We start from the raw sequence: 12,461 nt of genomic DNA, 5'->3' as shown, positions 1-12,461 counted from the left end.
ACACGGCTTTCAGGTGTAGCAACAGGCCAGAAGGTGCTGACGATACCAGGGTCGTGGTCGTTTCCAGCGCAGGGTTTGCGGCAACAAGGGGTTGGAATGTCCACCTCCAGCAGGCATTCTGCATGGGACGGCCGGCATTGACCGAACAATAATCAACGAACGGCGCACGCCGTCAAAACGAGAGGAACAGGGGAATGACCGAATACACGAACTACCTCGCCAGGCAGGTTATGCTCGGCAAGATGAACCGCCGCGAATTCATGGGGCGCGCATTGGCTGCCGGGGTTGCTCTTTCGACCGCAGGCACGCTGTTTGCGACCAGCGCGCAGGCGCAGGAGCCCAAGCGCGGTGGCAACCTGAAGCTCGGCCTTGAAGGCGGCTCCGCCACCGATTCGAACGATCCGGCAAAATTCCTGTCGCAGGTGATGTTCTGCATCGGCCGCTGCTGGGGCGACATGCTGGTCGAATCCGAGCCCTTGACCGGACAGCCGGTTCCGGCGCTTGCCGAATCCTGGGCACCATCCGCTGATGCTGCCACATGGACCTTCAAGATCCGCAAGGGCGTCAAGTTCCATGATGGCAAGGACCTGACGATCGACGACGTCGTCAAGACGCTGCAGCGCCACACCGACGAGAAGTCGGAATCCGGAGCGCTTGGCGTCATGAAATCGATCAAGGAAATCAAGGCTGACGGCGACGATCTCGTTCTCGTCCTGACGGAAGGCAATGCCGACCTGCCGCTGCTGCTCACCGACTACCATCTCGTTATCCAGCCGGGCGGCGGCTATGACAATCCGGGCGCCGGCATCGGCACCGGCCCCTACAAGCTTTCGAGCTTCGAGCCGGGCGTACGCACCACGCTCGAAAAGAACGCCGACGACTGGCGGACCGATCGCGGTTTCGTTGATTCGATCGAGATCATCAACATGAACGATGCGACAGCGCGCATCGCAGCCCTCTCCTCCGGTCAGGTGCACTACATCAACCGGGTCGATCCGAAGACCGTCAACCTTTTGAAGCGCGCGCCCAATGTCGAGATCCTCTCGACCTCCGGACGCGGCCACTACGTCTTCATCATGCATTGCAACACCGCGCCGTTCGACAATGTCGACCTGCGCATGGCGTTGAAATATGCGATGGATCGCGAGAACATGGTCAAGACCAGTCTCGGCGGCTACGGCAAGGTCGGCAACGACTTCCCGATCAACGAGACCTATGCGCTCTTCCCCGAAGGCATCGAACAGCGCGCCTATGATCCGGACAAGGCGGCCTTCCACTACAAGAAATCCGGCCACAGCGGTCCGGTTCTCTTGCGCACCTCCGATGTCGCCTTCCCGGGTGCCGTCGATGCCGCCGTGCTCTATCAGGACAGCGCCAAGAAGGCCGGCATCGAGGTTGAAGTGAAGCGCGAACCCGGCGACGGCTACTGGTCGAACGTCTGGAACGTGCAGCCCTTCTCCACCTCCTACTGGGGTGGTCGCCCGACGCAGGACCAGATGTATTCGACGGCCTATCTGTCGAGCGCCGACTGGAACGACACACGCTTCCTCCGCCCCGACTTCGACAAGATCCTGCTCGAAGCCCGCTCCGAACTGGACGAGACCAAGCGCAAGGACATGTACCGCACCATGGCAATGACGGTCCGTGATGAAGGCGGCCTGATCCTGCCGATGTTCAACGACTTCGTGAACGCCTCGACCAAGGCGGTGAAGGGCTATGTCCACGATATCGGCAATGACATGTCGAACGGCTATGTGGCGACCCGCGTCTGGCTCGACGCCTGATGGCGGCGCTGGGACCTGACACCGGTCCGGCGCAGGCAACGGCAGCAACTGCGGGGGGCGAAAGCCTTCCGCAGTCCGTTGCCGTTTCCGGAACCGAACCGCCCGCCATGGCAACAGGGCCGGTGACCGGTTCGGTCTGGCGTCGTTTCAGCCTGCGCCGTCCGCTGGCGGCGCTGATCCTTCAGCGCCTGGGTTTAAGCGTCGGCCTGCTCTTTGCCGTCTCGCTGATGATCTTCGGCGGCGTCGAGGCTCTGCCCGGCGATTTCGCAACCACCTATCTCGGCCAGTCGGCAACGCCGCAGGCAGTTGAAAACATCCGCAAGGACCTTGGCCTCGACCGCCCCATGACCGAGCGTTATGTCAGCTGGCTCGGTGGCGCCGTCCAGGGCGATTTCGGCACCTCCTGGGCCAGTCGCAATTCGGTCAGCGAACAGATCGGCAAGCGTCTCGGCAATTCGCTGTTCCTCGCCTTCTTCGCTGCCATCATCTCGGTTCCGCTCGCCGTGGCGCTCGGCATGCTCGCCGTGCAGTATCGAAACCGGCTGCCGGACAAGATCATCAATGTCGTGTCGCTAGCGGCGATCTCACTTCCGGAATTCTTCGTCGGTTACCTGCTGATCCTGTTCTTCGCCGTTCAGCTCGGCGTCGCGACCTTTCCGTCGACCGTCTATGACAGCATGGGTTTTGGCGAGCGCCTGTCCGCCATCGCTTTGCCGGTGGCCACGCTCGTTCTGGTCGTGCTCGCGCACATGATGCGCATGACACGCGCCGCCATCCTCAATGTCATGGCCTCGGCCTATGTCGAGACGGCGGAACTCAAGGGCCTGAGCGCGTTTCGCATCATTGCCCGCCATGCGGCCCCCAATGCGGTCGCCCCTGTTATCAACGTCATTGCGCTGAACCTTGCCTATCTCGTCGTTGGCGTCGTCGTCGTCGAGGTCGTCTTCGTCTATCCGGGCATGGGCCAGTACATGGTCGATGCCGTCACGGTGCGCGACATGCCGGTGGTCCAGGCCTGCGGCCTGATCTTTGCCGCCTTCTATATCTTCCTCAACATGGCGGCCGACCTTCTCGCCATTATCGCCAATCCCCGTCTGAGGCATCCGCGATGAGAGTGAGCACCATTCCGATAAGCGCCTGGGTCGGCATTGCCGGCATCGTGCTGGCCTTGTTCTGCGCCATCTTCGCCCCGTGGATCGCGCCCTTTGGCGAACGCGAGGTTGTTGGCGATATCTGGCTGCCGATGGGCGGAGACTTTCTGCTTGGCACCGACAATCTCGGTCGCGACCTGCTCTCGCGGCTGATCTACGGCGCCCGGACCACGATATCAGTGGCCCTGGCAGCCACCTTCCTGTCGTTTTCCCTCGGCATGCTGCTGTCGTTCACCGCCGCTGTCACTGGCGGCTTCATCGACCAGATGTTCTCGCGCTTCAACGACCTGATGATGGCGATCCCGACACTGATCTTCGCGCTCGTCGTGCTCGCCGTCCTGCCCCAGCAATTGTGGATCCTGATCCTTGTCATGGCCGTGCTTGATAGTACCCGTGTCTTTCGCATCGGCCGTGCCGTCGCACTCGATGTCGCGGTGATGGAGTTCGTCGAGGCGGCACGGCTGCGCGGCGAAGGCACCGGCTGGATCATCTTCCGCGAAATCCTGCCCAACACGCTGTCGCCGCTTCTGGCCGAATTCGGCCTGCGCTTTGCCTTCTCGATCCTGTTTCTATCCACCCTCTCCTTCCTCGGCCTCGGCATCCAGCCGCCGGCGGCAGACTGGGGCGGCATGGTCAAGGACAACAAGGACGGCATCATCTTCGGCATATCCGCAGCGCTCATTCCCGGCGGGGCGATCGCAACGCTTGCCATCTGCGTCAACCTTGTCGTCGACTGGCTGATGAAACGCACCTCCAGCCTGAAAGGAGGCCGCGGCGATGCCTGAGCCCGAAAGCACCACGCTCCTGTCCGTCCGCAATCTCAAGATCGAGGCGACCAGCTATCCGCCGGGCGAGCCGCCAAAGACCGTGACTTTGGTCGAGAACGTCTCCTTCGACCTCGAAAAGGGCAAGGTGCTCGGACTGATCGGCGAGTCCGGCGCCGGCAAATCGACGATCGGGCTTTCCGCATTGGCCTATGGCCGGGGTGGCGCATCGATCACCGGGGGGCAGGTGCTGCTCGACGGCGTGGATATCCTGACTTTGGGCCGCAACGGCATCCGCACCATCCGTGGCTGCAAGGTCTGCTACGTCGCGCAATCGGCGGCCGCCGCCTTCAACCCGGCCCACAGGCTGGGCGAACAGGTGATCGAGGCATCGCTGCGCCACGGCATCATGACGCGCGAGGAAGCGACAAAACGGGCGCTGTACCTGTTCACCGTGCTTGGCCTGCCAAGCCCGGAAACCTTTGGCGAGCGCTATCCGCATCAGGTCTCCGGCGGGCAGTTGCAGCGCGCGATGACGGCCATGGCGCTCTGCCCCAATCCCGAACTGATCGTCTTCGACGAACCGACGACCGCACTTGACGTGACGACACAGATCGACGTTCTGGCGGCGATCAAACACGCGATCGAGGAAACCAACACGGCAGCCCTCTACATCACCCACGACCTTGCCGTGGTCGCGCAGATTTCAGACGACATCATGGTTCTGCGCCATGGCAAGACGGTCGAATACGGGACGACGCAACAGATCATCGAAGCGCCGAACGAGGACTATACGCGCGCACTCGTCAACGTGCGCCAGACCAAGCGTCAAGAAGCTGTCGACCAGTCTGATACGCTGCTCAAGGTCGACAATGTCAGCGCCGGTTATGGCAACGGCTTCAAGGTGCTCGACAACGTCTCCCTGCACCTGCCCAAGGGCCAGACACTCGCCATCGTCGGCGAGAGCGGTTCTGGAAAGTCAACGCTTGCACGTGTCATCACCGGCCTTCTGCCACCCTCTGAAGGCACGATCCGTTTCGAAGGCAAGGAACTGCCAAAGGCACTGAAGGCCCGGACCAAGGACGAATTGCGCCGGGTGCAGATGATCTACCAGATGGCCGATACGGCGATGAACCCGCGCCAGACGGTGCGCGACATCATCGGCCGGCCACTTTCCTTCTACTTCGGCCTGCGTGGCGCGCAGAAGACCGAGCGGATCAAGGAGCTGCTCGACCAGATCGAGATGGGTGCGCCCTTTCTCGATCGCTATCCGGCCGAACTTTCCGGCGGGCAAAAACAGCGCGTGGCGATCGCCCGCGCGCTGGCGGCCAAGCCAGAACTTATCCTCTGCGATGAGCCGACCTCGGCCCTCGATCCGCTTGTCGCCGAAGGCATCCTGAATCTTCTTCTGAAGCTGCAGGAGGAAACCGCTGTTTCCTATGTGTTTATCACCCATGACATCGCGATTGTCCGGGCCATTGCCGACAGTGTCGCCGTCATGCACAGGGGCAGGCTCGTGCGCTTCGGTCCGAAATCGAATGTGCTCTCGCCGCCCTTCGACGACTACACCGACCTTCTGCTGAAATCCGTTCCCGAAATGAAAATCGGTTGGCTGGAAAGTGTCCTCACCACCCGCCGCATGGCCAGCGCCGGGAATTGAGCGGTGCCCATTTCAAGCTTACCTCGTCGTACAAGCCACATCGCCAAGGCGCGGCGCAGCTTGCCCTTCCATGGTGACAGATGGATCAGCGCGTGCCGCGCAGTCGCCTTTGTCCCCGCTTCCGGCCCGAAAATGCACGGCTGGCTGGCCCTCGATGAAAAGACTGGGAACGATCTCGTAAAGTTCCGGCGGGCAATGGACGACATCGGAAAGCCGCAGGGCCGGCTGGCCGCCGATCCTGACGCTGGTGGCGCCAGAGAGCGCACAGGCCGGCAGCGGCGTGGCAGTCTCTGCAGCAACGGCAGCAGGCTGCACCACGATCATCAGACAGGCGGTAAGACCGGCTCTCGCCAACATCAACATTCCCCCGGGACACAATCGGCGGCTGACGGCCCCCGATGACGTCTCAGCATGCAGAAAAGACAGGTTCATGACCACAGGCAAATTCAGCGTCATCGAAAATCAATGGATCGTGCTTGAGGACGGAACGCGGCTTGCGGCACGCATCTGGATGCCGGACGGCGCGGATCAGGATCCGGTTCCGGCTGTGTTCGAATTCCTGCCCTACCGCAAAAGGGATGGAACGAGCCCGCGCGACGAATCCACATATCCGGTGTTTGCCGAAGCCGGCATTGCCGGGGTTCGGGTGGATATCCGTGGATCGGGCGAATCCGACGGTGTCATCGACGGCGAATATACGCCGCTGGAACTCGAAAACGCCTGCGAACTGATCGCCTGGATTGCTGCCCAGCCCTGGTCGAATGGTTCGGTCGGCATGATGGGGATCTCCTGGGGCGGGTTCAACTGCCTGCAGGTTGCCGCGCTCAAACCACCGGCGCTGAAGGCCGTGATCTCGATTGCCTCGACCGTCGATCGCTACAATGACGACATCCACTACAAGAACGGCACGCACCTCTCTGCGCAACTGTCCTGGGCAGCGACGATGCTTGCCTACCAGTCGCGCGCGCCCGATCCTGAACTGGTTGGCGACCGCTGGCGGGCGATGTGGATGGAGCGGCTCGAAAACGAGCCCTTTTTCCTCGAGGAATGGCTTGGGCACCAGCGCCGCGACGACTACTGGAAACACGGCTCGATCTGCGAGGACTTCGACGGCTTCCCGGTCCCGGCCATGGTCATCGCCGGCTGGGCCGACGGCTACCGCAACACGCCGATGCTGGCTGTCGAGGGGCTCGGCGACAAGGCCAAGGCGTTGATCGGCCCCTGGGTCCATAAATATCCGCACTTCGCCTTGCCGAAACCGCGTGCCGACTTCCATGGTGAGGCGATTGCCTGGTGGAACCACTGGCTGCGCGGAAAAGACACCGGCGTCGAGGCCCTGCCGCAGATGCGCGCCTACATTCTTGACGGTCCGAAGCCGGCGCTGCGTCGGAATACGGATCCCGGCTTCTGGATCGCCAAGGACAGCTGGACGCCACCACGGATGCAGCCGATGCATGTCGGCCCGACCAGTGCGCTCGACGTCGGCAAAGGCCAGGCGAATGCCGTGCGCGACATCTATTTGAAATCACCGCTCGACACTGGCACGGCATCCGGCGAATGGTTCACGCTGAAGCCCGATGCGGAGATGGCCGGCGACCAGCGCGTCGACGATGCCGGTTCGCTGACCTTCCAGAGCGCGTCTCTCACCGAAGCCTTCGATGCTCTTGGGCAACCGGTGCTGACGCTCGATGTCGCCTGCGATGCCGACTGGGCGAACCTTGCCGTGCGCCTCGTCGACATGCATCCGGATGGCGCTGCCACCCGCGTCACCTTCGGCGTGCTCAACCTTTCCCATCGTGACGGCAATGCCGAGCCGAAACCCATGCCGAAAGGGGAGAAGACGACCGTGCGCCTCGTGCTCGATGCCTGCGGCTATCGTTTCGGCGTCGGTCACCGCATCCGCCTGTCGCTGTCGACATCCTACTGGCCAACCATCCTGCCGGCACCGATCGATCCCGGCCTGACCATCGATACCGGCAGCATCGCGCTCGACCTGCCGATGCTGGGCGAACACCGTGCGATCGTCATGCCGGAGCCGGAAAATCTGGATCCGTTGCCCACCTACATCGAACATGCGCCGTCCGAAACCCGCCGGACGGTCGAACACGACCTGACCCATGGCACGACGAATTACCGCATCCACGAGGATACCGGCCTGTTCGAACATCCCGGCACCGGCCTCTCGACGCGGCAATTGCGCGACGAGATCTGGTCGATCGCATCAGGCGATCCGTTGTCGATGAAAGGTGTCTCCACCTGGACCTGCGACATGGCCCGCCCCGGCTGGTTCGTCCGCACGGTCTGCGTCGCCTCGATTGCCTGCACCAACGGCGAATGGCTGATTTCGGCAAAGGTCGAGGCCTTCGAAGGGCAAACGCTCGTGTTTGAAAAGACCTTCGAGAAGGCGGTGGCGCGCGACTTCATGTAGCCATGCAAGGCTCAGGCCTTTGCCAGTTGCCGGAGCACCTGCAAGGCCCGATTCGCATCGGCCCCGGGTATGAAGAGATGGTCGTGGTAATAGGCGGCAACGACGTTGGCGCTGATATTTGCCTGCGTCAACGCCGTGGCGACCGCTGCGGTCAGCCCGACGGCTTCGAGCGCCGAATGCACATTGAGCGTAATCATCCGCATGACCGGCCCATGGGCAAGGCCGGCACGATCGGCCACCGGCTTGCGCAGAATGAGGGTCAGGCCCTCCTCTTCGCGGAACATGCCCTGCGCCGAAGCGGCAAGCGACGCCGCGGGATTGTCAGGGGCGATGCAACAGAAGACAAACGCGTCTGGATCCAGCGTCGGGCGCATCTCGGCCAGAAGTCTGGAAAGATCCGTAATTCCGTCCGTACCCATCGCCGCATCCTGTCCTATATCCACAAGGCAGGCGTAAATCCAATCCCGCGCCAGTGCAAGCCGGCCCTCTGTCTGTCACTTCGGCGTGACACACGCAGTTGCGAATTGACCGGAGGCGACGACCTGCGCAAGGTTTCGCCATGCATTGCCGCGACTGCATATGCGGGGGACTGCGGAGCCATCTGCTACAGCCTGACTCGGAAGCGAAGGACCAGACCATGACGAAATTGTTCGAAATATCCCTGTCCAAGCGGACGTTGTTGGGCACGATCGCCGCCGCAGCGATGACCGCAGCCCTGTTGTCCCTGTCGCCAAGGGCAACCATGGCAGCAGAACCAGCCTTCCTCATCCCGCCGCCATCGATCGACGCAACGGCAAGCGGCAATACGCAGAAAGCGATCTTCGCCGGCGGCTGCTTCTGGGGTGTGCAAGGCGTGTTCCAGCATGTGAAGGGTGTGAAGAACGCCGTCTCGGGCTATTCCGGCGGCGACCAGGCAACGGCCAATTATGAAACCGTGAGCGGCGGACGCAGTGACCATGCCGAAGCCGTCGAGATCACCTATGATCCGAAGGAAGTAACCTACGGCCAGTTGCTGCAGGTCTTTTTTTCGGTTGCCCACAATCCGACCCAGCTGAACTATCAGGGCCCGGATCATGGGCCCCAGTACCGTTCGGAAATCTTCACGACAGACGACGAGCAGAAAAAGATCGCGCAGACCTACATTGCGGAACTCGACAAGACCAGGATCTACGGCGAACCTGTCGTGACGAAAGTGTCGGACCTTTCCGCATTCTATCCGGCCGAGGACTATCATCAGGACTTCCTGACCCTCAATCCGACCTATCCCTATATCGTCTACAACGACATGCCGAAGATCGACAATCTGAAGGCCCTGTTCCCGGACAGCTTCGCCAGCACACCCGTCCTGGTTTTGAAGGCCAAGGGTTAGACTGTCCCGACAAGGCCGGCGACGCCGCGGCAGAGGTGGTCGAAGCCAAGCCGCGCGCCGTCGCTCATGTGGCGCGCGCGAAGCCAGGCATGGATCATCTGCGGCTCCTCGCGGACGGTGACGTCGACACCCGCCATGATCAGCCGCGCCGCATAGAGCCGCGCATCGTCGCGCAGCGGATCGAAATGCGCCGCCGTGATATAGGCGGGCGGCAGGCCTGACAGGTCGGCAGCATTCAGCGGATGGGCGAAGATATCGTCTTCCGGCGCCCCAAGAACAGTGCGGTAGTAGCCGACATCAGCCGTCGACAAGCCGGGCGCCTGCGCCATCTCGCGGTAGGAACCGGACACGAGATCGCCCCCCAGGCCGGGATAGATCAGCACCTGACCGACAATACCGTCCATGTTGCCCTGCTTGGCTTTCAGGGCGATCCCGGCCGCCAGATTGCCGCCGGCGCTGTCACCGGCCACCACCAGCGGGCGCCCATCCGCCAGCAACCACACCAGCACCTCGAAACAATCATCGAAGGCTGCCGGCCAGACATGCTCGGGGGCAAGGCGGTAGTCGATGGAAACCAGTTCGGCACGGGCGGCCTGCGCCAGGTCGGCACAGATCGCATCATGGCTGTCGAGCGAGCCCACCACGAACCCGCCGCCGTGGATATAGAAGATGCGGGTTGGCGTCGCGATTTCAGCGGGCAGATACCGGCGGATTGCAATGCGCCCCTCGACCCGTTCATCCCGCCGCACCAGGCCTGCCGGAGAAGGCGCATCGAACGCGGCACAAAGCGCGTCATACCAGGCCCGCTGCTGCCCGATCGAAGCATTCACCGCATCGGCCGGGTAAAAATCCTCGCAGCGCTTGTGGAAGGCGAGGATACCAGGCTCGGTGGGCATGGGGTATGGATTATCGTGCGTCATCATCGCCTTCTTACGCTACGTCTTCACTGTCTAGCACAGCTGCCAACCAAGCGGTGTTCGGAAACCGACAAGGACAGTTCGATCATTTCTCACTGCAGGACGCCGCTGGCGCCCGATCAATCTTGCCACGCCCCCCTTCCCGCATGTTAACTGATCGCCATGGCCTTTACCCTCCGTCAGCTCCAGTATTTCATCGCCGTTGCCGAACAGGGCTCGGTCACGCGCGCAGCACAGAACCTGTCGATCTCGCAATCCTCGGTCACCGAGGCGGTCAAGGAACTGGAAAGCGATCTCGGCGTCGAACTGTTCGAGCGCCATCCGCGCGGCCTGCACATAACCCATAACGGCCATCAGTTCCTGCGGCATGCAACGAAGATCCTTGCCGACGTCTCGGATGCGCGGCGTTCGTTCTCGCAGGAACGCGATATGCGCAGCGGTACGCTCAATCTCGGCGTCACCTCGCTGGTCGCCGGTTACGTGCTCTCCGATCTGCTGGCTCGCTATCGCCGCGCCTGCCCCGGCGTCGCCGTCAGTGCGATCGAGGACAATGGATCCTACCTGGAGCATCTCCTCGTCGGCGGCGAACTCGACGTGGCGGTCATGGTCATTTCCAACCTGCGCGACCGCATGGCACTGCAGGCCGAAATCATCGAGACCTCGCCCTACAGGCTCTGGCTGCCGCTTGGCCATCCGCTCGTCGCCGCCGACATCATCTCGGTCGCCGATATCGCCAAGGAGCCGCTGATCATGCTGACGGTGGATGAAATCGAGGAGAACACCGGCAAGCTTCTGACGGCACTCGGCGCCCGGCCGCATGTCGCCTTTCGCACCCGCTCGGTGGAGGCCGTGCGCAGCCTTGTCGCCACCGGCGCCGGTATCGCGCTTCTGCCGGATCTCGTCTATCGCCCCTGGTCTCTGGAAGGCGACCGCATCGAAAGCCGCGATGTTTCCGGTGCGCTCCCGGTCGTTCAGGTCGGCATGGTCTGGCGCAAGGGCTCGGGCCTGCCACAATCGGCCAAGGACTTCATCGGCGTCGCTGAGGCGTTGAGGAGCGGCAGGACCCGATCCGCACAGTGATATCGGAAAAACCGATAGTGGCATTCTGATTAATGAATTTGCGAAAGCGGCGAAATCGCGGCACCTTCCACCCGGGAACAAACCGTAAAAATGCGGACCTCAAACCGGGAGACTTCACGATGAAGCAGATTCTGAAATCCTGCACTGCGCTCACTCTGTCACTGGCCTTTGCCGCCCATGCTTTTGCGCAGGAACCGCTGCAGGCACTGGGTGCCGGCGAAGGCGAACTCTCGATCGTGGCCTGGGCCGGCTATATAGAGCGCGGCGAAACCGACAAGAATTTTGACTGGGTCACCGGTTTTGAGGAAAAGACCGGCTGCAAGGTCAGCGTCAAGACGGCAGCGACCTCGGATGAAATGGTCGCGCTGATGAACGAAGGCGGCTTTGACCTCGTCACCGCATCGGGCGATGCCTCGCTGCGCCTCGTGGCCGGCAAACGCGTCCAGCCGATCAACACAGCCCTCATCCCGAGCTGGTCGACCATCGACGAACGGCTTCAGAGCGCGCCGTGGCACACGGTGAACGGCACCCATTACGGCACACCCTATGTCTGGGGCCCGAACGTGCTGATGTACAACACCGACGCCTTCAAGGGTGAAGCCCCGACAAGCTGGAAGGTCGTGTTCGAGGAAATGACCCTGCCGGACGGCAAGTCCAACAAGGGCCGCGTCCAGGCCTATGACGGGCCGATCCACGTCGCCGACGCCGCCAACTACCTGATGTTCCACAAGCCGGAACTGGGTATCAAGGACCCCTTCGAGCTCAACGAGGATCAGTACAAGGCCGCCCTCGACGTGCTGCGCGTCCAGCGCACGCTGGCCAGCCGTTACTGGCACGATGCCATGATCCAGATCGACGACTTCAAGAACGAAGGCGTGGTGGCCTCCGGTTCCTGGCCCTTCCAGGTCAACCTGCTGAAGGCCGACAAGCAGCCGATCGCCTCGGTGTTCCCGGAGGAAGGTGCCACCGGCTGGTCCGACACGACGATGCTGGCCGCCGAAAGCGAACATCCAAACTGCGCCTATATGTGGATGGAGCACTCGCTCTCGCCGAAGGTCCAGGGCGACGTCTCTGCCTGGTTCGGCACGGTTCCCTCTGTTCCCGCCGCCTGCAAGGGCAATGCGCTTCTGACTGACGAAGGCTGCGCCGCAAACGGCTATAACGACTTCGAGAAGATCAAGTTCTGGAAGACCCCGGTTTCCAAATGCGAAAGCCAAGGCGAGTGCGTGCCCTACCACCGCTGGGTCTCCGACTATATCGGCGTCATCGGCGGACGATAAGGTCTGACCTTTCCCTCCCCCTGTGGGG

The 12,461-nt window shown here is 62.2% G+C and carries 11 protein-coding genes; 8 read left to right on the top strand and 3 right to left on the bottom strand.

Annotation, left to right across the window (positions count from 1 at the left end; translation table 11 throughout):
- Window positions 1-194 precede the first annotated feature (194 nt).
- From AX760_RS14655 to AX760_RS14640, 4 genes are all read left to right on the top strand, one after another.
- The gene (locus AX760_RS14655) at window positions 195-1,784 is read left to right on the top strand and encodes an ABC transporter substrate-binding protein (protein WP_071833669.1); all 1,590 of its coding nucleotides are present in this window, start codon (window positions 195-197) and stop codon (window positions 1,782-1,784) included.
- Window positions 1,785-1,891: 107 nt separating this feature from the next.
- Complete coding sequence (locus AX760_RS14650) at window positions 1,892-2,896, top strand: ABC transporter permease (RefSeq protein ID WP_425348863.1); 1,005 nt, start codon at window positions 1,892-1,894, stop codon at window positions 2,894-2,896.
- Window positions 2,893-3,720 (top strand): ABC transporter permease, encoded by an 828-nt coding sequence (locus AX760_RS14645; RefSeq protein ID WP_071833667.1) that lies wholly within the window; start codon window positions 2,893-2,895, stop codon window positions 3,718-3,720. Before AX760_RS14650 ends, AX760_RS14645 begins: the two co-directional genes overlap by 4 nt.
- Window positions 3,713-5,359, top strand: a complete 1,647-nt coding sequence (locus AX760_RS14640) for an ABC transporter ATP-binding protein (protein ID WP_071833666.1) — start codon at window positions 3,713-3,715, stop codon at window positions 5,357-5,359. The genes AX760_RS14645 and AX760_RS14640 overlap by 8 nt, the downstream gene beginning before the upstream one ends.
- 18 nt (window positions 5,360-5,377) lie before the next feature.
- On the opposite strand, the gene AX760_RS14635 is transcribed toward AX760_RS14640, so the two are convergent.
- Complete coding sequence (locus tag AX760_RS14635; RefSeq protein ID WP_071833665.1) at window positions 5,378-5,716, bottom strand: PAAR domain-containing protein; 339 nt, start codon at window positions 5,714-5,716, stop codon at window positions 5,378-5,380.
- A 73-nt stretch (window positions 5,717-5,789) separates the two neighbouring features.
- Here AX760_RS14635 and AX760_RS14630 point away from each other — a divergent pair, with 73 nt between their 5' ends.
- Window positions 5,790-7,787, top strand: a complete 1,998-nt coding sequence (locus AX760_RS14630) for a CocE/NonD family hydrolase (RefSeq protein ID WP_071833664.1) — start codon at window positions 5,790-5,792, stop codon at window positions 7,785-7,787.
- 11 nt (window positions 7,788-7,798) lie between these two features.
- On the opposite strand, the gene AX760_RS14625 is transcribed toward AX760_RS14630, so the two are convergent.
- Entirely contained in the window at window positions 7,799-8,206 is a 408-nt protein-coding gene (locus AX760_RS14625) for an ACT domain-containing protein (RefSeq protein ID WP_071833663.1), read from the bottom strand.
- 218 nt (window positions 8,207-8,424) lie between these two features.
- Here AX760_RS14625 and msrA point away from each other — a divergent pair, with 218 nt between their 5' ends.
- A complete protein-coding gene (gene msrA / locus AX760_RS14620; protein ID WP_071833662.1) occupies window positions 8,425-9,156 on the top strand; it encodes a peptide-methionine (S)-S-oxide reductase MsrA in 732 nt (243 codons plus the stop codon).
- Here the strand turns inward: msrA and AX760_RS14615 are convergent.
- Window positions 9,153-10,052, bottom strand: coding sequence for an alpha/beta hydrolase (locus AX760_RS14615; RefSeq protein WP_425348859.1), 900 nt, complete (start codon window positions 10,050-10,052; stop codon window positions 9,153-9,155). The two genes, msrA and AX760_RS14615, sit on opposite strands and share 4 nt — an antisense overlap.
- Window positions 10,053-10,235: 183 nt before the next feature.
- Between AX760_RS14615 and AX760_RS14610 the strand changes: the two genes are divergently transcribed.
- Window positions 10,236-11,153 (top strand): LysR family transcriptional regulator, encoded by a 918-nt coding sequence (locus AX760_RS14610; RefSeq protein ID WP_071833661.1) that lies wholly within the window; start codon window positions 10,236-10,238, stop codon window positions 11,151-11,153.
- Window positions 11,154-11,272: 119 nt separating this feature from the next.
- Window positions 11,273-12,433, top strand: coding sequence for an ABC transporter substrate-binding protein (locus AX760_RS14605; protein WP_071833660.1), 1,161 nt, complete (start codon window positions 11,273-11,275; stop codon window positions 12,431-12,433).
- Window positions 12,434-12,461 lie beyond the last annotated feature (28 nt).

Origin of the sequence: Pararhizobium antarcticum, from assembly GCF_001885585.1 — a bacterium.
GTDB lineage: Bacteria > Pseudomonadota > Alphaproteobacteria > Rhizobiales > Rhizobiaceae > Pararhizobium > Pararhizobium antarcticum.
The sequence above is the reverse complement of the archived record's forward strand: the minus strand, read 5'-3'. Positions and strand labels throughout refer to the sequence as shown.

Bases quoted from the DNA above. Each gene is read 5' to 3' on its own strand.
- AX760_RS14655 (WP_071833669.1), top strand. From the start codon at position 195: ATGACCGAATACACGAACTACCTCGCCAGGCAGGTTATGCTCGGCAAG.
- AX760_RS14650 (WP_425348863.1), top strand. From the start codon at position 1,892: ATGGCAACAGGGCCGGTGACCGGTTCGGTCTGGCGTCGTTTCAGCCTG.
- AX760_RS14645 (WP_071833667.1), top strand. From the start codon at position 2,893: ATGAGAGTGAGCACCATTCCGATAAGCGCCTGGGTCGGCATTGCCGGC.
- AX760_RS14640 (WP_071833666.1), top strand. From the start codon at position 3,713: ATGCCTGAGCCCGAAAGCACCACGCTCCTGTCCGTCCGCAATCTCAAG.
- AX760_RS14635 (WP_071833665.1), bottom strand. From the start codon at position 5,716: ATGTTGGCGAGAGCCGGTCTTACCGCCTGTCTGATGATCGTGGTGCAG.
- AX760_RS14630 (WP_071833664.1), top strand. From the start codon at position 5,790: ATGACCACAGGCAAATTCAGCGTCATCGAAAATCAATGGATCGTGCTT.
- AX760_RS14625 (WP_071833663.1), bottom strand. From the start codon at position 8,206: ATGGGTACGGACGGAATTACGGATCTTTCCAGACTTCTGGCCGAGATG.
- msrA (WP_071833662.1), top strand. From the start codon at position 8,425: ATGACGAAATTGTTCGAAATATCCCTGTCCAAGCGGACGTTGTTGGGC.
- AX760_RS14615 (WP_425348859.1), bottom strand. From the start codon at position 10,052: ATGCCCACCGAGCCTGGTATCCTCGCCTTCCACAAGCGCTGCGAGGAT.
- AX760_RS14610 (WP_071833661.1), top strand. From the start codon at position 10,236: ATGGCCTTTACCCTCCGTCAGCTCCAGTATTTCATCGCCGTTGCCGAA.
- AX760_RS14605 (WP_071833660.1), top strand. From the start codon at position 11,273: ATGAAGCAGATTCTGAAATCCTGCACTGCGCTCACTCTGTCACTGGCC.